The organism is Prevotella merdae (assembly GCF_900290275.1).
GTDB classification, from domain to species: domain Bacteria; phylum Bacteroidota; class Bacteroidia; order Bacteroidales; family Bacteroidaceae; genus Prevotella; species Prevotella merdae.
In genome coordinates this window covers 573,838-598,901 of record NZ_LT985324.1, presented here as the reverse complement: position 1 = coordinate 598,901, position 25,064 = coordinate 573,838, and the positions used below count along the sequence as shown (strand labels likewise).

The following is a 25,064-nucleotide window of genomic DNA, read 5'->3' as shown; positions in this document are numbered from 1 at the left end:
AATATGACTCCATTACTCGACGTACAAAACGTCTCTAAACGTTTCGGCGCGCATGTCTTGTTTGAGGACATCTCTTTCTCTATAGGCGAAGGCCAACACGTCGGACTTATAGCAAAGAACGGAACGGGCAAGTCTACCCTACTATCGCTGCTCTCTGGCAAAGAGAGTGTAGATAGTGGCAGCATTATCTTCCGACGTGATATTAAGGTTGGATTCCTTGAGCAACAGCCTAAGTTCGATCCTGAGGAATCGGTACTTGACGCTTGTTTCAATCACAACGGCGATCCGGATAAAGTGCTTAAGGCCAAACAAGTGCTGACACAGTTGCGCATAACCGACTTAAGTCAGCCTATAGGACAACTTAGTGGCGGACAACAGAAGCGTGTAGCATTGGCTAATGTACTGATTACCGAACCAGACTTGCTTATCCTTGACGAGCCAACCAACCATCTTGACTTACAGATGATTGAATGGCTTGAGGGTTATCTGTCTCGTGGCAACAAGACATTGCTTATGGTAACGCACGACCGTTACTTCCTTGACCGCGTATGCAATATTATTCTCGAACTTGACAACCACTCCATATATACCTATCACGGCAACTTCCGCTATTATATGGAGAAACGCCAAGAGCGTATTGACGCTACACGTGCCGAGATTGCGCGTGCCAACAATCTGTATAGACGAGAGCTTGAATGGATGCGCCGCCAACCGCAAGCACGCGGACACAAGGCTCGTTACAGAGAAGAGGCTTTCTACGACCTTGAGAACAAGGCAAGACAGCGCATAGAGGAAAGACAGATGCGACTGAAGTCGAAGAACGTGTACATAGGCTCCAAGATATTCGAATGCCAATATGTGTCTAAAGCCTTCGACGAGAAAGTTATCCTAAAGGACTTCTACTACAACTTCCAACGCTTTGAGAAGATGGGAATTGTAGGCAACAACGGCACGGGAAAGTCTACCTTCATCAAGATGTTGCTTGGTGAAGTGCAACCAGACAGCGGACGATTCGACATCGGAGAAACCGTACGCTTTGGCTATTTCTCACAAGACGGAATGAAGTTTAACGAGCAACAGCGCGTGATAGACGTGATATCCGACATTGCCGAATACATCGACTACGGAGGAGGACAGCATATCACAGCTGGTCAATTGTTACAGCACTTCCTGTTTACACCCGAACAACAGTACGACTATGTGTACAAACTGTCGGGAGGCGAACAGCGAAAGCTATACCTTTGCACAGTTTTGATGCGCAACCCTAACTTCCTTGTGCTTGACGAGCCTACCAACGACCTCGACATACAGACACTTGAGGTGCTGGAAGAGTATCTGCAAGACTATCCTGGATGCGTTATTATCGTGTCGCACGACCGTTTCTTTATGGACAAGATTGTAGACCATCTGCTTGTGTTCAATGGCGAGGGCGTGATAAAAGACTTCCCTGGCAACTATACACAATATAGAGAGTGGGAATCGCTTAAGCCAAAGGAAACACAGAACGACAAGAAGCTGGTAGACACAGAAAAGAAGGAGAAACGCGAGTTTGTTGGCGAACAACGCAGAAAGAAGACGTACAAGGAGAAGTGCGAGTTTGAGCAATTGGAGAAAGACATCGCCAAACTCGAACAAGAACAAAAAGAGATAGAAGAGGCTTTGTGCAGCGGAACTCTCTCTATAGACGAGCTTACAGAAAAGAGCAAACGACTGCCCGAAATAAAGGATGCTCTCGAAGAGAAGGAAATGAGATGGCTCGAACTGTCAGAAATTGACGGATAAAATATCCGGCATTTGGAGAGATGCTAAACCATTGTAATGCGCAACAGCACGCAAACTGAAGTGTCATTATATATGATGAAAAAACTTCGTTTGACAGCAAGCAAAACTTCGTTTGATAGCAAGCATAGATACATTTGATAGCAATCAAAGATACATTTGACAGCAAGCATAGATACATTTGACAGCAAGCATAGATACATTTGATAGCAATCAAAGATCGAACAAATATGTTGTCTACATCTTATAAAGACAATCGAAACGACGCAATAATACGAGCCAAGAGCGCGGGATGCACTACTGCAACACCCCACTCTTGGCTCTTATCATGTCAAAAATCCTTAACCCTCGAAAAAACACGAATAAAAACTCTTGCGAATGAATAAAATTGTGTAAGTTTGCATACGATACTTTAAAAACAAAAATCTATGATATATGTAACCTTGCCCAACAACCGTGAAAGAAGACTAACCTTCTACCTTGCTATGGAAGAGTATATAGCGCGCCACATGAAAGGCGACGAATACTTCTTCATGTGGCAAGTAACCCCCACCGTTATATTCGGGCGAAACCAACTGATACAAAACGAGGTGAATCTGGAATACTGCCGACAGCACAACATCAACACGTACAGACGCAAGAGCGGAGGCGGATGTGTGTATGCCGACATGAACAATATCATGTTCTCGTATATAACAATTGACGAAAACGTTAGCCTGACATTTGGCAAATATATAGATATGGTGGCTACAATGCTGCGCAAACTCGGTGTAGACGCTACCGCAAGCGGACGCAACGATATAATGATTGGCGACAAGAAAGTATCGGGCAATGCCTTCTATCATGTACCTGGACACAGTATTGTACACGGCACCATGCTGTACGACACAGATATGCAGAACATGGTGGGCGCTATAACTCCTTCGGACGAGAAACTTATATCTAAGGGCATTAAGAGCGTTCGCCAGCACATCACACTACTGAAAGACCATATTAGCCTCGACATTGAGCAGTTTAAGCAGTTTACCAAAGACAACTTATGCAATGGAGAGGTAATACTTGGCGAAGACGACATAAAGAAGATATCCGAGATTGAAAAAGAATATCTGACACCCAAATTCATTTATGGCAACAATCCACGCTACAACATAACACGAAGCGGACGCATCGAAGGTGTTGGAGATATTGTTGTAAACATGGAGATGAAGAACGATGTGATACACGATATTGACATCAAGGGCGACTTCTTCCTCGTGGGAGACATAGGACAACAGATAATAACGCCCCTAAGAGGTGTGAAGCTAACTGAACAAGAAGTGGCCCAAGCCTTACCCAACCAACTTGACGATGTTATTCTAAATCTGAAAAAGAACGACTTTGTTGAGCTGCTGACAAAATAAATCTATAAACTCAATCTAAATATTACTACTGATATGGAGAAAAAAACATGTCTTTACGAAAAGCATGTGGCTCTTGGAGCCTTAATGCAACCTTTCGGCGGATTTATCATGCCAATCCAGTACACCAACATCACCGACGAGCACAACGCTGTACGACAGCACTGTGGTGTGTTTGACGTGTCGCACATGGGCGAAGTAACGGTTAAAGGTCCTGATGCCGAGCGCTATGTAAACCATATCTTTACCAACGACATCAAGGATGCTCCTATTGGAAAGATATTCTACGGCATGATGTGCTACGAAGATGGTGGCACCGTAGACGACTTGCTGGTATACAAAATGGACGATAACGACTTCTTCCTCGTTATCAATGCCGCCAACATAGACAAGGATGTTGAGTGGATGAAGAGCCATCTCGAAGGTTTCGACGTTGAGTTTGCCAACCGTTCTGAAGACTATGGACAGCTTGCTGTACAAGGTCCTGAGGCCGAGCAGGTTGTTGAGGAGGTTTTGGGAATTGGATGCAAAGAACTTACTTTCTATACAGCCAAGTTTGCTGACGTTGAAGGCGAGACCATCATTATAAGCCGCACCGGCTATACTGGCGAGGACGGATTCGAGATTTATGCTTCTCATAAGTTTATCAATGCCAACTGGGACAAGCTGATGGAGTCAGGTCGTTGCAAACCATGCGGTCTTGGATGCCGCGACACATTGCGCTTCGAGGTAGGTTTGCCTTTGTATGGCGATGAATTGTCTAAGGACATCACACCAGTTATGGCAGGATTGAGCATGTTCTGCAAACTCGACAAGCCTGAGTTTATAGGCAAGGAGGCACTTGCAGAGCAGAAAGCCAACGGTCCAGAAAAGAAGCTTGTGGGCATTGAGCTACAAGACCGTGCCATTCCTCGTCATGGCTACAAGATTTTAGCCGAAGGCAAGGAGATTGGCGAAGTTACAACTGGATATCATACAATATCTACAGACAAGTCGGTTTGTATGGCTCTTATCGACGCAAAATACGGAAAACTGGGTACAGAACTTGAGGTACAAATCAGAAAGAAGACATTCCCTGGCATTGTTGTAAAGAAACGTTTCTACGACAAACACTACAAGAAATAACAAAAACAAAGAATTAAATAATTAACAACTAAATAATTAATCACTACTAAATTAAACACTATGGCAAAAGTAATTGAAGGACTCTACTACTCTGAGTCACACGAATATGTAAAGGTTGAAGGCGATTTCGCTTACGTTGGTATTACAGACTATGCTCAGCACGCACTTGGCAATGTTGTATATGTTGACATGCCTGAGGTTGACGACGAAGTAGAGGCTGGCGAGGATTTCGGTGCTGTTGAAAGCGTTAAGGCTGCAAGCGACCTTATCTCTCCTGTATCTGGTACTGTTGTTGAGATAAACGAGGCTCTTGAGGATAAGCCTGAGCTTATCAACGAGGACGCATTCGAAAACTGGATTATGAAGGTGGAGATGTCTGACAAGGGCGAACTTGACAACCTTATGGACGCTGCCGCTTATGAGGGTATCTGCAAGGAATAAGCAGATATCCAATATCATAAACTTTAAAACCTTTACTATGAACTTTAAATATTTCCCTCATACCGAGGATGAAATAAAACAGATGTTAGCTCAGGCAGGAATGGAGTCGCTTGACGATCTCTATTCTGATGTGCCTGAGTGCATCCGTTTTCGAGGCAAATACGACTTGCCTGACCCTAAAAGCGAGTCGGAAATAAGAGCTTTCTTCGAACAACTCGGCAATAAGAATCTTCGACTTACTGTATTTGCCGGTGCTGGTTGCTACGACCATTACACACCGGCTGCAGTACCTAACATTCTGTCACGCTCCGAATTTCTTACAAGCTACACTCCGTATCAGGCAGAGATATCACAAGGTACTCTACACTATATCTTTGAATACCAGAGCATGATGGCCGAGCTTACCGGCATGGATGTATCTAACGCTTCTATGTACGACGGCTCTACAGCAACAGCCGAGGCTGCCATTATGACTATGGCAGCTACCAAGAAGACAGATACTGTGCTTGTATCCGAGACGGTAGACCCTAAGGTGCTGAACGTTGTAAAGACATACGCCCACTTCCATGGATTCAACATCGAACTGATTAAAGCCAATGAAGGCACAACCGACAAGGCAAGTATGGACGAGCGTCTTGAGCGTGGCGGCATAGCTGGAGTTATTGTACAACAACCTAACTATTATGGCATTGTAGAAGACTACTCGGGTTTTGCCGACTCTTGTCATACAAATAAGGCTCTGTTTGTCATTAATAGTGTGGCTGCCGACCTTGCCATGTTGAAGACTCCAGGCGAATGGGATGCAGATATAGCTGTAGGCGACGGACAATCGCTCGGCATTCCTATGTCGTTCGGAGGTCCTTCTGTTGGCTATATGTGCTGTAAGGAAAAGCTAATGCGCAAGATGCCGGGTCGTATTGTAGGCAAGACTGTTGACAATAGAGGTCAACGTGTATTTGTGCTTACCCTTCAAGCGCGCGAGCAACATATTCGTCGCCAAAAGGCAACATCAAATATTTGCTCTAACGAGTCGCTCATGGCTCTCTTTGTAACAATATACATGTCTGTTATGGGCAAGGAGGGATTGAAGGAGGCAGCACAGATGTCGTACGACGGCGCACACTATCTGCACGACGAACTGATAGCCACTGGCAAATTCGAGGAAAAGTACAACAAGCCTTTCTTCAACGAGTTCTGCCTCAAATACAAGGGCGATACAGATGCATTGCAAAAGCAATTCATTGCCAACGGCATAATGGGCGGCATTAAAGTAGACGCAAATACCATTATGTTTGCTGTTACAGAGAAACGCACAAAGGAAGAGGTTGACAAACTAGTAAACATTGTAAAGGAGGAGACGCTATGAACAATCATCTTTATGGAAACTTGATTTTTGAGTTGTCACGTCCTGGCAGACGTGGTTATTCTCTTCCCCTGAATAAGTTTGGACACCACGAAGTTCCTGCCGAGATGCGTCGCAATACTGATGCTGAATTACCTGAATGTGACGAGCTTACCGTAGTACGCCATTACACCAATCTTAGCAACAACAACTTTGGCGTAAACAATGGCTTCTATCCTTTAGGCAGTTGCACGATGAAGTACAACCCTATAATCAACGAGGAAATAGCAGCTTTGCCACAGTTTGCAGCTATTCACCCATTACAGCCAGAAGAAACTTGCCAGGGAGCTTTGCAGGTATACTACGACATGCAAAAGGCTCTTTCTGCCATAACGGGTTTGGAAGAATTTACACTCAACCCATTTGCAGGTGCACACGGAGAGCTTACCGGACTTATGATTATACGCGCCTATCACCAAAGTCGTGGCGACATGAAACGTACTAAGGTTATTGTACCCGACTCGGCACATGGCACTAACCCTGCATCTGCAGCTGTATGCGGACTGGAAATAATTGAGGTGAAATCTACAGCAGAAGGTGTTGTCGATGTAAACGATTTGCGTGGACTGCTTGACGATACTGTTGCAGCCATGATGATGACCAATCCTAATACGCTTGGTCTTTTTGAGCGTGAGATTCCTGAGATACAACGACTTGTACACGAATGTGGTGGTCTTATGTATTATGATGGAGCCAACCTCAACCCTATGCTTGGTGTATGCCGCCCTGGAGATATGGGCTTCGACGTTATGCACATCAACCTGCATAAGACATTCTCTACACCTCATGGCGGAGGTGGACCAGGTTCGGGTCCAGTTGGTGTTCGCAAGGGCTTGGAACAATTCCTTCCTGTACCAAAGGTAGAAAAGGTTGGCGACAAATACCATATAGTAAACAAGGGCGATGGCGACATACATGTGGGCGAGTTCTTTGGCAACTTTACCGTTATGCTTAGAGCTTACACCTATATCTTGACCCTCGGCAACGAGCACATCAAGCTTGTTGGTCCGCTTGCCACTCTAAATGCTAACTATATCAAAGAGTCGCTTAAGGACTGCTACGAATTGCCTATAGGTAGTGTATGCAAACATGAGTTTGTATTCAACGGACTAAAGGACAAGTCGACGGGGGTAACAACTATGGATGTTGCCAAGCGTCTACTCGACTATGGCTATCATGCTCCGACAATATACTTCCCGTTGCTCTTCCATGAAGCTATGATGATAGAGCCAACAGAGAACGAAAGCAAGGAGACCATAGACTGCTTTATCGACACCTTGCGCAAGATTGCCGAAGAGGCAGCAAGCAATCCGGACGTTGTAAAGACAGCACCACATAACACACCTACAGGACGTGTTGATGATGTGCTTGCCGCCAAACAACCGATATTGACTTGGAAACAAATGAAATCTATTTAAATCTTTAAAGAGGAGGGTGTGTCAAAATGTGAGTTATCAGAATTAAAGAAGAAGTTAATCCATCTGCGATGGATGGAAGTTAACAGACAAATGCTTTATTTTCAGTAATTTATACATATGTCCGCTAACTTCTGTTAACTTCGGGCGAAGCCCAAACTTCCTTTAACTCCCATTTTGACACACCCTCCTCATGGCCCCCTAATACACCTAACCCTATTACTCTACTAAGATGAACAAATCCAACTTAATCATTATAGGTTCTGGACCTGGCGGATACCGTGCCGCTGAGTATGCTGCAAAGAATGGACTTACAGTTACTGTAATTGAGGCACACGAGGCAGGCGGCACATGCCTTAACTGTGGTTGTATACCAACCAAAACACTTTGCAGAAATGCCGAGGCTATCGAGACATTAGCCAATGCCGAGACTTTCGGTATAAGCGTCAATGGTTTTCAGCTGAACTTCAATAAGGTTATCGAACGCAAGCGCGAAGTGGTAGAAAAGCTGCGCAGCGGCATCGAGACCTTAATGCAAATGCCAGGCATTACATTTGTACGCGGATTCGCACATTTTACAGATGCAAAGACTATTGCTGTTGGCGACGAGACTTATACTGCCGACAACATTATCATAGCTACTGGCTCAAGCTCTAAATGTCCTCCTATCGAGGGCCTTACACTACCTGGTGTTGTAGACTCAACCCAATTGCTTGACATCGACCACATTCCTGAAAATCTTTGCATCATAGGTGCTGGCGTTATCGGAATGGAATTTGCGTCTATCTTCAACAGTTTCGGCAGCAAGGTTACTGTCATTGAGTTTATGAAGGAATGTCTTCCTGTTCTCGATAGTGATATTGCCAAGCGTCTGCGCCAAACTATAGGCAAGCGAGGTGTTGAGTTTACTATGCAATCGGCAGTAAAGAGCATAACCACGTCTACAACCGAAGACGGCAAGCAGCAACTCGTTGTAAACTACGAGAAGAAAGGCAAGCCACAGCAGGTTAATGCCGACACCGTACTTATAGCAACCGGACGCAAACCTAACACAGATGGGCTTGGTCTTGAATTGGCTGGCATCGAACACTCGACTAAGGGTATAGCCGTTGACGACAACTTCCGTACTAATATAAATAATGTATACGCTATAGGCGACGTAAACGGACGTTGCATGCTTGCGCATGCCGCAACATTCCAAGGAATGCATGTGGTAAACCATATACTTGGACGCGAGGACAACATCAAGTTTGACATTATGCCATCGGCCATATTCACCTATCCCGAAGCTGCAAGCGTAGGAGCAAGCGAGGATATATTGAAGGCAGAAAACAAGGAGTATGTATGCAAGAAGGGATACTATAGGGCTAACGGCAAAGCTGTTGCCATGGACGAGACAGAGGGATTGATAAAACTTATGATTGACACATCTGACAACAAGATTGTCGGATGCCATGCCTTTGGTGCCCATTCTTCGGATATAATACAAGAGGTTGCCGCTTTGATGAATACAGGTGTAACAACTGACGCACTTGCTAACATCATTCACACTCACCCTACTCTATCTGAAGTTTTGCACGAAATTGTTTGCTGATAATAAATTGGCACGCAATTTGTATAATATGATGTAAACATAACGTAAAATAATATATACATCATATTATGGCACAAAAAGGTAATATTGGAGTAACTACCGAGAATATATTCCCGGTGATTAAGAAGTTTCTTTATTCAGATCATGAAATTTTCCTTCGCGAAATGGTATCCAACGCTGTTGACGCAACACAGAAGGTTAAGACACTTGCCGAACGTGGCGACTTTAAAGGCGAACTTGGCGACCTCACAGTTCACGTAAATCTTGATACTGATAAGGGAACACTTACTATCAGCGACCGCGGTATAGGTATGACAGAGGAAGAAATCAACAAGTACATCAATCAGATTGCTTTCTCTGGCGTTACCGACTTCCTCGACAAATATAAGGACAACGCAAATGCCATTATCGGTCATTTCGGTCTCGGCTTCTATTCATCATTTATGGTGAGCAAGAAGGTGGAGATTATCACACGCAGCTACAAGGAAGGATCTAAGGCTATTAAGTGGAGCTGTGACGGCAGTCCTGAGTTTGAGATTAGCGATGCCGAAAAGGCAGACCGCGGTTCTGATATCATCCTATATATAGATGACGACTGCAAGGAATTCCTCGACAAGATTAAGATTCAGGAATTGCTTAACAAGTACTGCAAGTTTATGCCCGTACCTGTTGCCTTTGGCAAGAAGACCGATTGGAAAGACGGCAAGCAGGTGGAAACCGAAGAAGACAACATTATTAATAATGTAGAGCCTCTTTGGACCAAGGCACCAAGCACACTGAAGGACGAAGACTACAAAGAGTTCTATCGCACACTGTATCCTATGCAGGACGAGCCTTTGTTCTGGATTCACCTTAATGTTGACTATCCATTCAACCTTACAGGTATACTGTACTTCCCACGCATCAAGTCGAACATCGAGCTTCAACGCAACAAGATACAGTTGTACTGCAACCAAGTGTTCGTTACCGACCAGGTAGAAGGCATTGTACCTGAGTTCCTCACGCTGCTTCATGGTGTTATCGACTCTCCAGACATTCCGCTTAATGTTAGCCGTTCTTATCTTCAGAGCGATGCCAACGTTAAGAAGATTTCAAAGTACATCACAAAGAAGGTTGCCGACCGTCTATCTGGCATCTTTAAGGAGAACCGTAAGGAATACGAGGAGAAGTGGGACGACCTTAAGATATTCATCAACTATGGCATGTTGTCGCAGGAAGACTTTTACGATCGCGCCAAGGACTTTGCCCTACTGAAGGATGTTGAAGGTAAGTACTTTACATACGACGAGTACAAGACTCTTATCAAGGACAATCAGACTGACAAGGATGGCAACCTTGTATACCTCTACGCCAACGATAAGGAAGGTGAATACAGCTATATTGAGGCTGCAAAGGCTAAGGGTTATAGCGTACTGTTGCTTGACGGACAACTTGACACTCCTATGGTGCAGATGCTTGAGACAAAGCTTGAAAAGACTCGTTTCACTCGTGTAGATGCCGACATCGTAGACCGCCTTATTGTAAAAGATGATAAGAAAGAAAGCGAACTGCCTAAGGATGAGCAAGACAATCTATCACAGACATTCCGCTCACAGATGCCTAAACTCGACAAGACTGAGTTCTATGTAGACGTACAGGCTCTTGGCGAACAGAACTTGCCTGTAATAATAACACAGAGCGAGTATATGCGCCGTATGAAAGAGGCAAGCAAGTTCCAGGCTGGCATGGCTTTCTATGCACAGATGCCTGACGCTTACAACCTTGTCCTAAACAGCGACCATGCCCTTATCAAGAATGTGCTTGAAGGCGAGAAGACTGCCTGTGCTGAGGAACTTAAGCCTATAGAAAGCGAGCTAAAGGGACTTGAAGCACGTCTTGCTGCTTTGCATCAGACACAGAGCAACAAGAAACCTGAGGAGCTAACTCAGGAGGAAAAGGATGATGTAAAGAACACCGAGAAGGCTATTGAGGAACAGCGCAACAAGAAGAAAGACGTAATAACCACATATGCAAAAGGCAACAATATCGTACATCAGCTCATCGATCTTGCACTGTTGCAGAATGGCATGTTGAAGGGTGCTGCCCTTGACGCTTTCCTTAAGCGTTCTGTAGACATTATTAAATAAATATAACAAAACTATTTTGTTTTAATACAATTGAAGAAGAGGCAACTGCTTAATTGCGGTTGCCTCTTCTTTTATTTTATCAAAGTTCTTGTAAGTTCAAGAAAGAAGTCGTATTTTTGCATAAGTTTGAAATAATCAGCAATATAACTTAACAACTTTAAATCAAAGAATCTATGTTTTGGAAAAGAATTAGCTATTTATGCAAGTCTGACCGTAGAGCGATATTGACGTTGTTGGTATTAGTTGCTATCGCATGCATTGCTATTTATACATTGCAAAATGAAGGGATGGAGAGCAATCCTATTCCGGCTCAAACCGCCACTAAACAAAGCGAAACAAATATAGCAAGCAAGGAGACTGACAACAAGAACGACGAACCTGCCAAATTACGCAAAGAATTATTCTACTTCGATCCTAATACAGCAGACAGAGATCAACTTCTACGATTGGGTCTGCAAGAATGGCAAGTACGCAATATCTGCAAGTATCGCGCTAAAGGCGGCATATACAGAAGCAAGGAAGATTTTGCTTATGTATACGGACTGACTGTTGGTCAGTATCGCCGACTTGCTCCATATATAAGGATATCTGACGAATACCTGCCGGCGTCAACTCTTGCAGAAGTTAGAAATCATAAAAGATATAACAATTATGACAAAAAGGAATACTCCGAGAAAGAAACAACTGAAATAAAATCAGAAAAGCCAACCGCCTACACTCCTAAACTTAGAAAAGGAGAGCAACTTAATATAAACGCATCAGATACAACCCAACTAAAGACTATTCCTGGAATAGGCTCATACTATGCACGGCAAACTATGAGATACCGTGAACAATTGGGAGGCTTTGTGTCGAAACAGCAACTGCAGGAAATAGAAAACTTTCCGGAAGAGGCTATACAATATATACATATTGATAAAGACAATATCCAAAAACTTAATGTTAACAAGATGTCACTGGCACGGCTAAAACGACATCCATACATCAACTACTATCAAGCACGTGCCATAACCGACTACCGTAGATTGCACGGCGAGATAAAAGACATTAAGGAACTTAAACTGCTGAAAGAATTCACCGAATTCGACATCAACCGGATTGAACCATATATAGAATACTAAATCAATATATAAAAAACAAAGTAAATATATAGAACCATATACATTATATAATATATAGAATACTAATCCATATACAGACAATGAACATCAAGTCAACATATATAAAACTGTACAGATTTCTAACTACAGACATTTGGAGCATACGCCATAACGAAGTGTCACCTATACGCTTCTTTATGTACACTGTTCTGAAAAAGCTGATACTTGCAGTAGAATTCACAACCACCAAACGTATAACAAGCTCAGCGGCAGCCCTTACCTACTCTACCCTTCTTGCTATTGTGCCAATACTTGCTGTGGTGTTTGCCATTGCACGAGGCTTTGGCTACAACAAGTATATAGAAGCATGGTTTCGCGAGTCGTTGTCAAGTCAGCCACAAGCAGCCGAGACAATTATCGGCTTTGTCAACTCATACCTTGTACATACCAAAAGTGGCCTGTTCCTTGGTATTGGTCTTATATTTATGCTCTTCACAGTGATAATGCTTGTAAGCAACATCGAGCAGACTTTCAACTATATCTGGCAGGTAAAGAAGCCTCGAAGCGTCTTCCGTACCATAACCGACTATACATCAATGTTCTTGCTCGTTCCGTTGGTCATAGTTATAACCTCTGGTATAAGCATCTTCTTCGCCACCATATTCCAGCAGATAGAAGACACAATGCTGTTAGGTCCAATAATGCAATTCTTCCTGCAACTCATGCCATATGTCATAATGTCGGGCGTGTTTGTAGCATTGTATGTGTTCATGCCAAATACCAAAGTAAAGATAGGATGTGCAGTTGTGCCTGGTATTCTTGCCGGTGTAGCAATGCAAGGACTACAGTTGTTCTATATCCACTCACAGATATGGGTAAGCAGCTACAATGCCATCTATGGATCGTTTGCCGCTTTGCCTATGTTCATGTTATGGGTGCAGATATCATGGCTGATATGTCTCTTCGGAGCAGAATTGTGCTATGCAAGTCAAAACATGGAAGACTTTGCCTTCAGAACTAAGACCGAAGACCTAAGCCATAGATACAAGATGCTATTGTGCATTGTGCTCACAAGCCAGATATGCAAACGCTTTGCCAATGGAGGTAAACCTTTCTCGGCTCTCGACCTTAAGCTACAAACGGGCATACCTATACGCATAGTAAATGAGTTGTTGTACGAATTGTCGCAAACACACATCTTGACTGAAATAACAAGTGGCGATAAAGGTGAGACTACACACTACCAACCTGCCGAATGTATAACACGTCTTTCTGTGGGAACTGTTATCGACCGAATAGAGGCATATGGCAAGTGGACCTTAAACATTGATATGAAACGGCTTGCCTCTCCTGCATGGAGAAAAATAATAGCAAGCCGAAACGAATATCTTACAGAGCAAAGACAAGTGATGCTAAAAGACCTGTAAACATTAATTTACAGTGATGTGGAAGCATCCCTGTTTCACCTCATACTTGACATAACAGCGTTGGTTCTTGCGCATATCGTTAAGAACCTCGCTTAATACCCACTTCAATGTGTCGTTGCGAACCTTACGGCGTGCAACACCCTCGGGGTCTTCAACGGTCAAATAACGGTTATAACAGATGTCGAATGTTGTACCATAAAGATGGCATGAGTTTTCTGTTGCATTACCGTTATGCGAGCGCAACTTTGCCACATCCGACTTGCTGCGCAATACAGATGTAACAATAACCTTATGAAGAGGAATCTGTTTGGTCTGCAAACTGTCAAAGAAGTTGCGTCCGATGTCTTGCAACAATACAGCAGCTCGCGGCACCAAGTATGGTATACTACTTTTAAGCTTGTCTACATGATAGAATGGACTGCTGCCAACATACACAAGTTCCGACTTGCGCTTTTCTGCATCCGCCCTGTCAATAACAGCACTTACACCATGCTTGGTTGCTGCTACAAGCTGAACATCATTCTGGTCAGGAAAAGCATTACCAAAGTGCGGCACACTATAAATACGGTTCTTAACCAACGTACCGTCAGCATTAAAGAATATGGAAGGCTTGCCCAAAGGTTTCACAATAGTGTCCTTCACTCCCGCATCCACATCACTAACAAGTTCGATGGAATCGCGGTTTTCTGCAATCTCATCTTTATTCTGTATAGCAACAGTATCACTTTTGCCTACATTCTTGCCTGTAACCTGAGGAAATGATACACGAACTATTGCCAAAGCAATAACTACCAGTCCGAAACACTGCAAATATCTTTTTTTACTTACTTTCGTCATAATATATGCAAAGTTAGCGCAATTCAAAGACAATACAAAACAATGACTATTAAAAATTTTCATTCTTTTCGCTTAATCGGATTTTTTCACTAACTTTGCACGCAAAAAGATACTTTATACATTTTGATAGAGAAACATATCATATTAGAAGATATAGACCCGGTAGTTTTCTACGGGGTTGGCAACGCGCATCTACAAATGATTAAGTCTTTGTATCCAAAATTGCGAATTGTCGCACGCGACAATATCATTCGCGTTCTTGGTGACGAAGAGGAAATGGCATCATTTGAGGAGAACGTAGAAAAGATGCGCCGTCATGTCCTTAAATACAATAACATCAACGACGAAGACATCCTTGACATAATCAAAGGCCGACAGACCAAAGAAGAAGGTGTTAAAGGTGTAATTGTTTACAACATCTCAGGTAAGCCAATAAAATGCAAGAGCGAGAACCAACAGAAGCTGGTTGACGCTTTTGAGAACAACGACATGATATTTGCCACTGGCCCCGCTGGTACCGGCAAGACATATCTAAGCATAGCGCTTGCTGTAAGAGCCTTGAAAGAAAAGGCCATCCGTAAGATTATACTTTCGCGTCCAGCCGTAGAAGCTGGCGAGAAACTTGGATTTCTGCCAGGAGATATGAAAGACAAGATAGACCCATATCTGCAACCTCTATACGATGCTCTTGAGGATATGCTGCCGGCAGTTAAGTTGCAAGACATGATGGAGAAGAACATCATACAGATTGCTCCACTTGCATTTATGCGAGGCCGAACACTTAGCGACGCTGTAGTGATTCTTGACGAAGCACAAAACACAACTACAGCACAGCTCAGAATGTTCCTTACCCGAATGGGATGGAACACAAAGATGGTTATTACCGGAGATATGACACAGATTGACCTTCCACGCGGACAGAGAAGCGGACTTGCCGAATCTCTAGACATTCTTAAGAATGTGGAAGGAATAGGCTTTGTATCACTTGGACAGAAAGACATTGTAAGACACAAGCTTGTAACACGAATCGTAAACGCTTACGAATCGCACGACAAGGCTCTTGCAAAAAGTCAGGAAACAACAAGAGAGAATTCATAAACAAATAAAAAAAGAATATGAAAGCACTTACAAAAACTGATTTTCATTTTGAAGGACAGAAAAGCGTGTATCATGGCAAGGTACGCGATGTGTACGACATCAACGACGATGTTATCGTAATGGTTGCAACCGACCGAATCTCTGCATTCGACGTTGTATTGCCTAAAGGCATACCCTTCAAAGGACAAGTATTGAATCAGATTGCCGCCAAGTTCCTTGACGCAACTACCGACATCTGTCCTAACTGGAAACTCGCAACTCCAGACCCAATGGTTACAGTTGGTCTTAAATGCGAAGGGTTCCGTGTAGAAATGATTATCCGTTCTATCCTCACTGGTTCGGCTTGGCGTGCCTATAAAGAAGGCTGCCGTGAACTTTGTGGCGTGAAACTTCCTGAAGGAATGAAGGAGAACCAGCGTTTCCCAGAGCCTATCATCACTCCTACAACTAAGGCCGACGAAGGTCATGATATGAACATATCTAAGGAGGAAATTATAGCCCAAGGTATAGTAAGTGCCGAAGACTATGCTGTAATGGAAGACTACACACGCCGTATATTCCAGCGTGGTCAGGAGATGGCAGCCAAGCGTGGTCTTATACTCGTTGATACAAAGTACGAGTTTGGCAAGCGCGACGGCAAGGTTTATCTTATCGACGAGATTCATACACCTGACTCAAGCCGCTACTTCTATGCAGACGGCTACGAGGAGAAGTTTGAGAAGGGATTGCCTCAGAAGCAGCTCTCTAAAGAGTTTGTACGTCAGTGGCTCATCGAGCATAACTTTATGAACGAGCCAGGACAGACTATGCCTGAAATTACAGACGAATATGCAGAAAGCGTAAGCAACCGCTACATCGAACTTTACGAGCATATCACAGGCGAAACATTCGACAAGACTGTAGAGGAAGGCGATATCGCTGCACGTATCGAAAAGAACGTAGCTGCATACCTTGCCACACGCAAGTAAACGGTTTTTATAGAAGGTGTGTCAAAAAAGATATTTTGACACACCCTCTTATTTGGTTTTAAGAACAAGACAATGACATACAAACAAGAACAAATAAAGCCATACAACGACAACGAGGAAAAAGGGGCTCAAGTGGAGCAGATGTTTGACAACATTGCTCAAACATACGACAAGCTTAACCACCGGTTGTCTTGGAACATCGACAAAATATGGCGTCATAAAGCATTGAAGCGCTTGAAACCATTTAAGCCACAAACGATGCTCGACATAGCAACGGGCACTGGCGATTTTGCCATTCAAGCTGCCAAGATGCTCCAGCCAAACAAGTTGGTCGGAGTAGACATAAGCGAAGGTATGATGAATGTAGGTCGAATAAAGACCAAGAAACTTGGGCTCGACAACACCATATCATTCAGCAAGGAAGACTGTATGGCATTGTCTTTTCCTGACAATTCATTCGACGCTGTAACAGCAGCATTCGGAATAAGAAACTTTCAAGACCTTGACCGCGGACTTAAGGAGATGTGCCGTGTCCTAAAACCAGAAGGACATCTATGCATAGTGGAACTTACCACACCAGTACAATTTCCAATGAAACAGCTGTTTAAGGTCTACTCGCATACTATTCTTCCAGTATACGGTAAGTTTATCTCTGGCGACGCTACTGCATACACCTACCTTACAGCCACAATAGAGGCTTTCCCGCAAGGCGAGCGTATGACAGAAATTCTCAAGAAGGCAGGTTTTAAAGAGGCTTCTTTCAGAAGATTCACCTTCGGAATCTGCACTATGTACTTTGCTACAAAATAAAACTCCGACTAACAAACAATAATTATTATGGATAAGTATGGATTAATAGGATTCCCTTTAGGACACTCTTTCTCCGTTAGCTTCTTCAACGAGAAGTTTGCCAACGAAGGCATCAATGCGCGATACATCAATTTTGAGATTCCTAATATAGAGGATTTACCTGAGATTCTCGCTTCAACCCCAGAGCTTAAAGGACTTAACGTAACAATTCCATACAAGCAAAAGGTGATAAGCTACATCGACGAGCTTAGTCCTGAAGCACGCGCTATTGGCGCTGTTAATGTTATACGCATAACACGCAAGGGCAAGAATGTCACGCTTAAAGGTTTCAACAGCGATGTCATTGGCTTTACACGCAGCATTGAGCCTATGCTTGAGAATTTCCACAAGAAGGCACTTATCCTGGGTACTGGTGGTGCTTCACGCGCTATAGAATATGGCCTGAAGTCGCTTGGACTTGAAACATTGTTTGTTAGCAGAGCCAAGAAAAGCGGTTGCATAACATACGAAGAAGTTACACCCGAGCTCATAAAAGAGTATAATGTTATAGTAAACTGTACCCCACTCGGCATGTATCCCAAGGCCGACACCTGCCCCGACCTTCCATATGAGGCTATGGACACACACACCATTCTGTACGACCTCATCTACAACCCCGACGAAACTCTTTTTATGAAGAAAGGTGCCAAGTATGGCGCCACAACAAAGAATGGTTTGGAGATGCTTCTATTACAAGCCTTTGCCAGTTGGGATTTCTGGAACGGCGAGGAACAACTTTAAACCAATTACACACATAACAATAACATTGACAATAAACAAAACAAAAATACGACAATGGACAAATCGAACAGATACATGATGCGCGGTGTAAGCGCAGCTAAAGAAGATGTGCACAACGCCATTAAGAATATTGATAAGGGTCTTTATCCACAGGCTTTCTGTAAGATTATTCCTGATATTCTTGGAGGCGACCCCGAATACTGCAACATCATGCATGCCGATGGTGCTGGCACAAAGTCGTCTCTTGCATACCTTTATTGGAAAGAAACTGGCGACCTTAGTGTTTGGAAGGGTGTGGCACAAGATGCCATCGTTATGAATACCGACGACCTTCTTTGCGTAGGTGCCGTAGACAACATCCTAGTATCAAGCACTATAGGCCGTAACAAGATGCTTATTCCGGGCGAGGTTATATCTGCTGTTATCAACGGAACCGACGAACTGCTTGCCGACTTGCGCAAGATGGGTGTTGGTGTATACGCTACTGGTGGCGAGACTGCTGATGTTGGCGACCTTGTTCGCACCATTATTGTCGACTCTACCGTTACATGCCGTATGAAGCGTAAGGACGTTATCGACAATGCAAACATACGTCCGGGCGATGTTATTGTTGGTCTTGCATCATTTGGACAGGCTACATACGAGAAGGAATACAATGGTGGTATGGGTTCAAACGGACTTACAAGTGCCCGCCACGATGTATTCTCTAAGTATCTTGCCGAGAAATATCCTGAGAGCTACGACCATGCTGTACCTAACGAGCTGGTATACAGCGGAGGCTATCGTCTTGACGATTCGGTTGAGGGTTCACCTATAAATGCAGGCAAACTTGTATTATCGCCTACACGTACATACGCTCCTGTTATCAAGCGATTGCTTGACGAGTTGCGTCCAGAAATTCATGGTATGGTTCACTGTACTGGTGGCGCACAGACTAAGGTGCTTCACTTCGTAGGCGAAAACTGCCGTGTTATCAAGGACAATATGTTCCCTGTTCCCCCACTCTTCCGTGCTATCCAGGAGCAGAGCCAGACCGACTGGAAGGAAATGTACAAGGTATTCAATATGGGTCACCGTATGGAGATATATGTACGTCCTGAGGTTGCCGAAAAAGTGATAGAGATAAGCAAGAACTTCAATATCGATGCACAGATTGTTGGACATATCGAGGAAGGCAAGCGCTCGCTGCTCATCAAGTCTGAATATGGTGAATTCGAATATTAATTATATAATAAATAGTTGAGCAGTAATTATTACTTGTCTACTACAAAATACTACAAATGGCAGAAAACAATAATATATTAGAAAAACTCGACGGACTAGAGGCTCGTTATGAGGAAGTATCTACTCTCATAACAGACCCTTCTGTAATTGCTGACCAGCAGCGTTATGTGAAACTTACAAAGGAGTACAAGGATCTGGAGGACATCATGAAGCTTCGCCAGAAGTATATCAATTGTCTTAACGGCATTGCTGAGGCAAAGGATATCCTTATGAACGAGCAAGATGCAGATATGAAGGAGATGGCACGAGAGGAACTTGCTACCAACGAGGAACTTCAGCCTAAACTCGAGGAAGAGATAAAGATTGCGCTTGTACCTAAGGATCCAGAAGACGCTAAGAACGTACAGATGGAGGTTCGTGCCGGTACTGGTGGCGACGAGGCTTGTCTCTTTGCTGGCGAAATATTCATGATGTACAAGAAGTATTGCGAGTCGAAAGGTTGGGCAGTATCAGTAACAAGCGAGAGCGAGGGAGCCGTAGGCGGCTTTAAGGAAATATGCTTTGCTGTAAGTGGCGACAACGTATATGGCACATTAAAGTATGAGTCGGGCGTTCACCGCGTACAACGTGTGCCTGTAACCGAGTCGAATGGTCGTATGCAGACATCCGCAGCTACAGTAGCCGTTCTTCCTGAGGCCGATCCTTTTGAGGTTAACATCAACGAAGGCGAAATAAAATGGGATACTTTCCGCTCTTCTGGTGCCGGTGGTCAGAACGTAAACAAGGTGGAATCTGGTGTTCGTGCCCGCTATATGTGGAAAAACCCTAACACTGGAGAGGTAGAAGAAATCCTTATTGAGTGTACCGAAACTCGCGACCAGCCAAAGAACAAGGAAAGAGCTCTTGCACGCTTGCGTACATATATATATGAAAAGGAGCATCAGAAGTATTTTGACGATTTTCCCAACCGCCGTAAGACTCTTGTGTCTACTGGTGACCGTTCGGCAAAGATTCGTACCTACAACTTCCCTCAAGGCCGTGTAACCGATCATCGCATTGGCATGACCGTATACGACCTTCCTGGCTTTATGGGTGGTAACATCCAACCAATGATCGACGCTCTGACTGTAGCCGAGAATGCCGAGAAGATGAAGGAGAACGAATTGTAATTCGTCAATCATTACATCAATCGCAAATACTAATTGTATTCTAATTTATAAATACTAATCATTATGAACAGATCGGAATTAGTAAATCAGATAAAGACCAAGCGCTCATTCCTTTGCGTAGGTCTCGACACCGACCTCAAGAAGATGCCTGAACATCTATTGAAGGAGGAAGACCCAATCTTTGCCTTCAACAAGGCTATTATTGACGCTACTGCAGATTATTGCGTATCGTACAAGCCAAACCTCGCTTTCTACGAGGCATTTGGCGTTAAGGGTCTCATCTCGTTCGAAAAGACTATAAAGTATCTCAAGGATAACTATCCCAACCACTTTATTGTGGCCGATGCCAAACGTGGCGACATAGGCAACACAAGTGCCATGTATGCACGCACTTTCTTTGATGAGTATGATGTCGACTCGCTGACAGTGGCTCCTTACATGGGCGAGGACAGCGTTACACCGTTCCTTGGCTACGAAGGCAAATGGGTTATCTTGCTTGCTCTAACCAGCAACAAGGGCAGCCACGACTTCCAGCTTACCGAAGACAACAACGGTGAGCGTCTATTCGAGAAGGTATTGCGCACATCACAAAACTGGGGTAATGCCGACAATATGATGTATGTTGTAGGTGCTACTCAGGGCCGTATGTTTGAAGACATACGCAAGATTGTGCCAAACCACTTCTTGCTTGTACCTGGTGTAGGTGCCCAGGGTGGCTCGCTTGAAGAGGTATGCAAGTATGGTATGAACAAAGACTGTGGACTGCTTGTCAACAGCTCACGCGGTATCATCTATGCATCCAAGGGCGAGGACTTTGCAGAGCAGGCTGCCAAGAACGCCAAAGAACTGCAGCAACAGATGGATAAAGAGCTTGAAAAGTTCGGTATCTAAGGAAAAAGCACTGTTTTTTTTGCAAAATAGACAAATTCACACAAGCAACAAGCGTTATATCAATAAAATTGCTTATTTTTGCAAAATTAAAAGGTAATCAACTCAGCGGGTTGCTATTTTTAGCACCCGCTGAATATGATAAAAGCCTTTTGCAAAATTTAAAATCTAAATTGCAAAAAATATGGAATTTACAGCAGAACAAATAGCCAACGTCATTGGCGGAAGAGTGGAAGGCAACAAAGACGCTAAGATACACACTTTTGCCAAGATAGAGGAAGGCACTGAGGGAGCCATCTCTTTTCTCTCTAATCCCAAATACACACATTATCTATACAACACCAAGTCATCTATCGTCATTGTCAACGAAGATTTAGAATTGGAAAAAGACGTAGACGCCACACTTATCCGTGTAAAAAATGCCTACGAGAGTATAGCCAAGCTTCTGCAGATTTACGAAGCAAACAAGCCAAAGAAGACAGGCGTTGCCCCACAAGCATATATCGCTCCAAGTGCTAAACTTGGAAACAATTGTTATGTAGGACCTTTTGCCTACGTAGGCGAAGGTGCCGAGATAGGCGACGGATGCCAGATATACCCACATGCTGTTATTGGTGACAATGTCAAAGTAGGTACAAACTGCATATTCTATCCCAACACCACTATATATCAAGGTTGTAAGATTGGTAATAATGTCACAATCCATGCCGGCAGCGTTATAGGTGCCGACGGATTTGGGTTTGCACCGGGTGCTGATGGCTACGACAAGATACCACAAATAGGTATTGTTGTAATAGAGGACAACGTTGAAATTGGTGCCAATACATGTGTCGACCGCTCTACAATGGGTGCAACTGTTATCCACAAGGGCGTTAAACTTGACAACCTTGTACAGGTTGCACACAATGTTGAAATAGGTGAAAACACCGTTATGTCTGCTCAAGTAGGCATTGCAGGTAGTACAAAGGTTGGCTCATGGTGTATGTTCGGTGGTCAGGTAGGTCTTGCCGGACACATCACAATTGGCGACAAAACATTCTTGGGAGCACAGTCTGGTGTGCCAGGAAGCCTTAAGGGAGGCGAGGAACTTATAGGTACTCCTCCTATGAATCCACGCGCCTACTTCAAGTCGCAAGCTATATTCCGTCGCTTGCCTGATATGTACAAGGACTTGAACGACGCTAAGAAGAAGATTGAAGAATTGAACGAAAAAATAAAATAAACATATATAATATGTCAAAACAGAAGACTCTTAAAGGCAGTTTCTCTTTGTGCGGCAAAGGTCTACACACAGGATTAAGTCTTACAGTTACTTTCAACCCTGCCCCAGAGAATACTGGTTATAAAATACAGCGCATTGACCTCGAAGGCATGCCTACTATACAAGCCATTGCCGAAAATGTAATAGATACACAGCGTGGTACAGTATTGGGCAAAGGCGACCTACGCGTATCTACCATCGAACATGGTATGGCTGCATTATATGCCATGGGTATAGACAACTGTCTTATCCAGGTCAACGGACCCGAGTTCCCTATCCTTGATGGCAGCGCATCTATGTATGTGCAGAAGATTGAGGAAATTGGTTGCGAGGAGCAGAATGCACCTAAGGACTGGTATGTTATTCGCCACAAGATTGAGGTGAAGGACGAGGAAACTGGCTCTTGCATCACTATCCTCCCCGATGAGGAGTTCTCGCTTACAGCAATGTGCTCGTTCAACTCTAAGTTCATCAACTCACAATTTGCCACACTCGATAGTATGGACAAATTTGCCAACGAGATTGCACGTGCACGTACATTCGTTTTCGTACGCGATATAGAGCCTCTTCTTAAGGCCAACCTTATCAAGGGTGGCGACTTGGACAACGCTATTGTTATATACGAGCAGCAGACAACACAAGAGCGTCTCGACACTCTTGCCGACATGCTTAAAGTAGAACGCCGTGATGCTACAGAGCTTGGATATATCCAGCACAAGCCTCTTGAATGGGAGAACGAGTGCACACGCCACAAGCTGCTCGACATCATTGGCGATATGGCTCTCATAGGCAAGCCTATCAAGGGTCGCATCATCGCTACACGTCCTGGACATACCATCAACAACAAGTTTGCCCGTCAGATGCGTCGCGAGATTCGCAAGCACGAGATACAGGCTCCTATATACGATCCCAACGAGGCGCCAATAATGGACAACATCCGTATACGCGAGCTTTTGCCCCACCGCTACCCTATGCAGTTGGTAGACAAGGTAGTTTCGCTTGGTGCAACAAGCATCGTAGGCGTAAAGAACGTTACAGCCAACGAGCCTTTCTTTACTGGCCACTTCCCTCAGGAACCTGTAATGCCGGGTGTATTACAGATTGAGGCAATGGCACAGTGTGGTGGTTTGCTTGTGCTCAACACTCTTGAGGAACCAGAGCGTTGGTCTACATACTTCATGAAGATAGACGATGTTAAGTTCCGTCAGAAGGTAGTTCCTGGCGACACACTTCTCTTCAAGGTCGACTTGCTTGCTCCGTTGCGTCACGGAATCTCATCAATGAAGGGATATGTGTTTGTAGGCGACCACGTAGTGTCAGAAGCAACATTCACAGCACAGATCGTAAAAAACAAGTAAAAACAAAATTCAAATCTTATAATGAATCAGATAAGCCCTTTAGCATACGTTCATCCAGAAGCAAAACTTGGTGATAACAACATCATCGGACCGTTCTGCTACATCGACAAGAATGTAGAGATAGGCGACAATAACGTTATGCAGAACAGCGTGACTATTCACGTTGGAGCACGCATAGGCAATGGCAACGAGTTTATGCCTGGTGCAAGCATCTCGACAAAGCCTCAGGATTTGAAGTTCCGTGGTGAGGAAACTATTTGTAGAATTGGCGACAATAACAGCATACGCGAGAATGTAACAATATCACGCGGCACCGCATCAAAAGGCGAAACAGTTGTTGGCTCTAACAACCTCCTTATGGAGTGTGTGCATATCGCTCACGACTGTGTGGTTGGCAGCGGCATTATTATTGGCAACTCTACCAAGCTTGCAGGCGAGGTTGTTGTTGACGATTGCGCTATTATATCTGCCAATGTTCTGTGCCATCAGTTCTGTCGCATCGGTGGATATGTTATGATTCAAGGCGGATGCCGATTCAGTCAGGACATCCCTCCATTCATCATCGCCGGCAAGGAACCTACAAAGTATTGCGGTTTGAACCTTATAGGATTGCGTCGTCGTGGCTTCTCCAACGAGCTCATTGACAAGATTCACACAGCCTACCGTCTGCTCTACTCTAAGGGTATCATGTCGGAAGGCATCCAGGAAATCAAGAATAATCTTGAGGTTACAAAGGATATTCAGTACATCATCGACTTTGTTGAATCGTCAAAACGAGGTATTATTCGATAATATTATTAAAAGCTAATATCAAGGGAGTTAAGGTATCAAGTCGCCGGTTGCCATGCAAGCGCCGTGTAGCCGA

General features: G+C 44.0%; 21 protein-coding genes. 20 read left to right on the top strand and 1 reads right to left on the bottom strand.

The features are described from left to right. Window positions 1-3: 3 nt before the first annotated feature. The 10 genes from abc-f to C9991_RS08955 all read left to right on the top strand — a co-directional run bounded on the left by abc-f (window position 4) and on the right by C9991_RS08955 (window position 13,806). Window positions 4-1,782, top strand: a complete 1,779-nt coding sequence (abc-f, locus tag C9991_RS09000) for a ribosomal protection-like ABC-F family protein (protein ID WP_106812222.1) — start codon at window positions 4-6, stop codon at window positions 1,780-1,782. Between the two features lie 425 nt (window positions 1,783-2,207). After that, window positions 2,208-3,179, top strand: coding sequence for a lipoate--protein ligase (gene lplA, locus C9991_RS08995; RefSeq protein WP_106812221.1), 972 nt, complete (start codon window positions 2,208-2,210; stop codon window positions 3,177-3,179). A 33-nt stretch (window positions 3,180-3,212) separates the two neighbouring features. Continuing rightward, entirely contained in the window at window positions 3,213-4,301 is a 1,089-nt protein-coding gene (gcvT, locus tag C9991_RS08990) for a glycine cleavage system aminomethyltransferase GcvT (protein WP_106812220.1), read from the top strand. A 60-nt stretch (window positions 4,302-4,361) separates the two neighbouring features. Further along, window positions 4,362-4,742, top strand: coding sequence for a glycine cleavage system protein GcvH (gcvH, locus tag C9991_RS08985; protein WP_106812219.1), 381 nt, complete (start codon window positions 4,362-4,364; stop codon window positions 4,740-4,742). A gap of 37 nt (window positions 4,743-4,779) precedes the next feature. Next, window positions 4,780-6,108 (top strand): aminomethyl-transferring glycine dehydrogenase subunit GcvPA, encoded by a 1,329-nt coding sequence (gcvPA, locus tag C9991_RS08980; RefSeq protein WP_106812218.1) that lies wholly within the window; start codon window positions 4,780-4,782, stop codon window positions 6,106-6,108. Further along, window positions 6,105-7,562, top strand: a complete 1,458-nt coding sequence (gene gcvPB / locus C9991_RS08975) for an aminomethyl-transferring glycine dehydrogenase subunit GcvPB (protein WP_106812217.1) — start codon at window positions 6,105-6,107, stop codon at window positions 7,560-7,562. Before gcvPA ends, gcvPB begins: the two co-directional genes overlap by 4 nt. Before the next feature lie 229 nt (window positions 7,563-7,791). Beyond that, window positions 7,792-9,153 (top strand): dihydrolipoyl dehydrogenase, encoded by a 1,362-nt coding sequence (gene lpdA / locus C9991_RS08970; protein ID WP_106812216.1) that lies wholly within the window; start codon window positions 7,792-7,794, stop codon window positions 9,151-9,153. A gap of 68 nt (window positions 9,154-9,221) precedes the next feature. Continuing rightward, entirely contained in the window at window positions 9,222-11,279 is a 2,058-nt protein-coding gene (gene htpG / locus C9991_RS08965) for a molecular chaperone HtpG (RefSeq protein WP_106812215.1), read from the top strand. A 287-nt stretch (window positions 11,280-11,566) separates the two neighbouring features. Then, complete coding sequence (locus C9991_RS08960; protein WP_232823288.1) at window positions 11,567-12,400, top strand: ComEA family DNA-binding protein; 834 nt, start codon at window positions 11,567-11,569, stop codon at window positions 12,398-12,400. An 86-nt stretch (window positions 12,401-12,486) separates the two neighbouring features. Next, the gene (locus C9991_RS08955) at window positions 12,487-13,806 is read left to right on the top strand and encodes a YihY/virulence factor BrkB family protein (RefSeq protein WP_374228642.1); all 1,320 of its coding nucleotides are present in this window, start codon (window positions 12,487-12,489) and stop codon (window positions 13,804-13,806) included. Window positions 13,807-13,809: 3 nt separating this feature from the next. On the opposite strand, the gene C9991_RS08950 is transcribed toward C9991_RS08955, so the two are convergent. Next, window positions 13,810-14,643, bottom strand: coding sequence for a DUF5715 family protein (locus C9991_RS08950; RefSeq protein ID WP_106812212.1), 834 nt, complete (start codon window positions 14,641-14,643; stop codon window positions 13,810-13,812). A 123-nt stretch (window positions 14,644-14,766) separates the two neighbouring features. On the opposite strand from C9991_RS08950, the gene C9991_RS08945 reads away from it, so the two are divergent. From C9991_RS08945 to lpxA, 10 genes are all read left to right on the top strand, one after another. Then, window positions 14,767-15,741 (top strand): PhoH family protein, encoded by a 975-nt coding sequence (locus C9991_RS08945; protein ID WP_106812211.1) that lies wholly within the window; start codon window positions 14,767-14,769, stop codon window positions 15,739-15,741. A 17-nt stretch (window positions 15,742-15,758) separates the two neighbouring features. Further along, window positions 15,759-16,709, top strand: coding sequence for a phosphoribosylaminoimidazolesuccinocarboxamide synthase (locus C9991_RS08940; RefSeq protein ID WP_106812210.1), 951 nt, complete (start codon window positions 15,759-15,761; stop codon window positions 16,707-16,709). A gap of 72 nt (window positions 16,710-16,781) precedes the next feature. After that, the gene (ubiE, locus tag C9991_RS08935) at window positions 16,782-17,519 is read left to right on the top strand and encodes a bifunctional demethylmenaquinone methyltransferase/2-methoxy-6-polyprenyl-1,4-benzoquinol methylase UbiE (protein WP_106812209.1); all 738 of its coding nucleotides are present in this window, start codon (window positions 16,782-16,784) and stop codon (window positions 17,517-17,519) included. A gap of 27 nt (window positions 17,520-17,546) precedes the next feature. After that, window positions 17,547-18,299: a shikimate dehydrogenase family protein gene (locus C9991_RS08930; RefSeq protein WP_106812208.1), complete on the top strand. Its 753-nt coding sequence runs from the start codon at window positions 17,547-17,549 to the stop codon at window positions 18,297-18,299. A 75-nt stretch (window positions 18,300-18,374) separates the two neighbouring features. Further along, window positions 18,375-19,523 carry an AIR synthase-related protein gene (locus tag C9991_RS08925; protein WP_106812793.1) on the top strand — a complete coding sequence of 383 codons (1,149 nt, stop codon included), beginning with the start codon at window positions 18,375-18,377 and terminating at the stop codon, window positions 19,521-19,523. A 56-nt stretch (window positions 19,524-19,579) separates the two neighbouring features. Then, the gene (prfA, locus tag C9991_RS08920; protein ID WP_106812207.1) at window positions 19,580-20,692 is read left to right on the top strand and encodes a peptide chain release factor 1; all 1,113 of its coding nucleotides are present in this window, start codon (window positions 19,580-19,582) and stop codon (window positions 20,690-20,692) included. Between the two features lie 63 nt (window positions 20,693-20,755). Further along, window positions 20,756-21,583 carry an orotidine-5'-phosphate decarboxylase gene (gene pyrF, locus C9991_RS08915; RefSeq protein ID WP_106812206.1) on the top strand — a complete coding sequence of 276 codons (828 nt, stop codon included), beginning with the start codon at window positions 20,756-20,758 and terminating at the stop codon, window positions 21,581-21,583. Between the two features lie 181 nt (window positions 21,584-21,764). Next, complete coding sequence (gene lpxD, locus C9991_RS08910; RefSeq protein WP_106812205.1) at window positions 21,765-22,802, top strand: UDP-3-O-(3-hydroxymyristoyl)glucosamine N-acyltransferase; 1,038 nt, start codon at window positions 21,765-21,767, stop codon at window positions 22,800-22,802. A gap of 11 nt (window positions 22,803-22,813) precedes the next feature. Beyond that, window positions 22,814-24,199: a bifunctional UDP-3-O-[3-hydroxymyristoyl] N-acetylglucosamine deacetylase/3-hydroxyacyl-ACP dehydratase gene (locus C9991_RS08905; RefSeq protein WP_106812204.1), complete on the top strand. Its 1,386-nt coding sequence runs from the start codon at window positions 22,814-22,816 to the stop codon at window positions 24,197-24,199. Between the two features lie 21 nt (window positions 24,200-24,220). Beyond that, a complete protein-coding gene (gene lpxA / locus C9991_RS08900) occupies window positions 24,221-24,991 on the top strand; it encodes an acyl-ACP--UDP-N-acetylglucosamine O-acyltransferase (RefSeq protein ID WP_106812203.1) in 771 nt (256 codons plus the stop codon). Window positions 24,992-25,064: the final 73 nt, after the last annotated feature.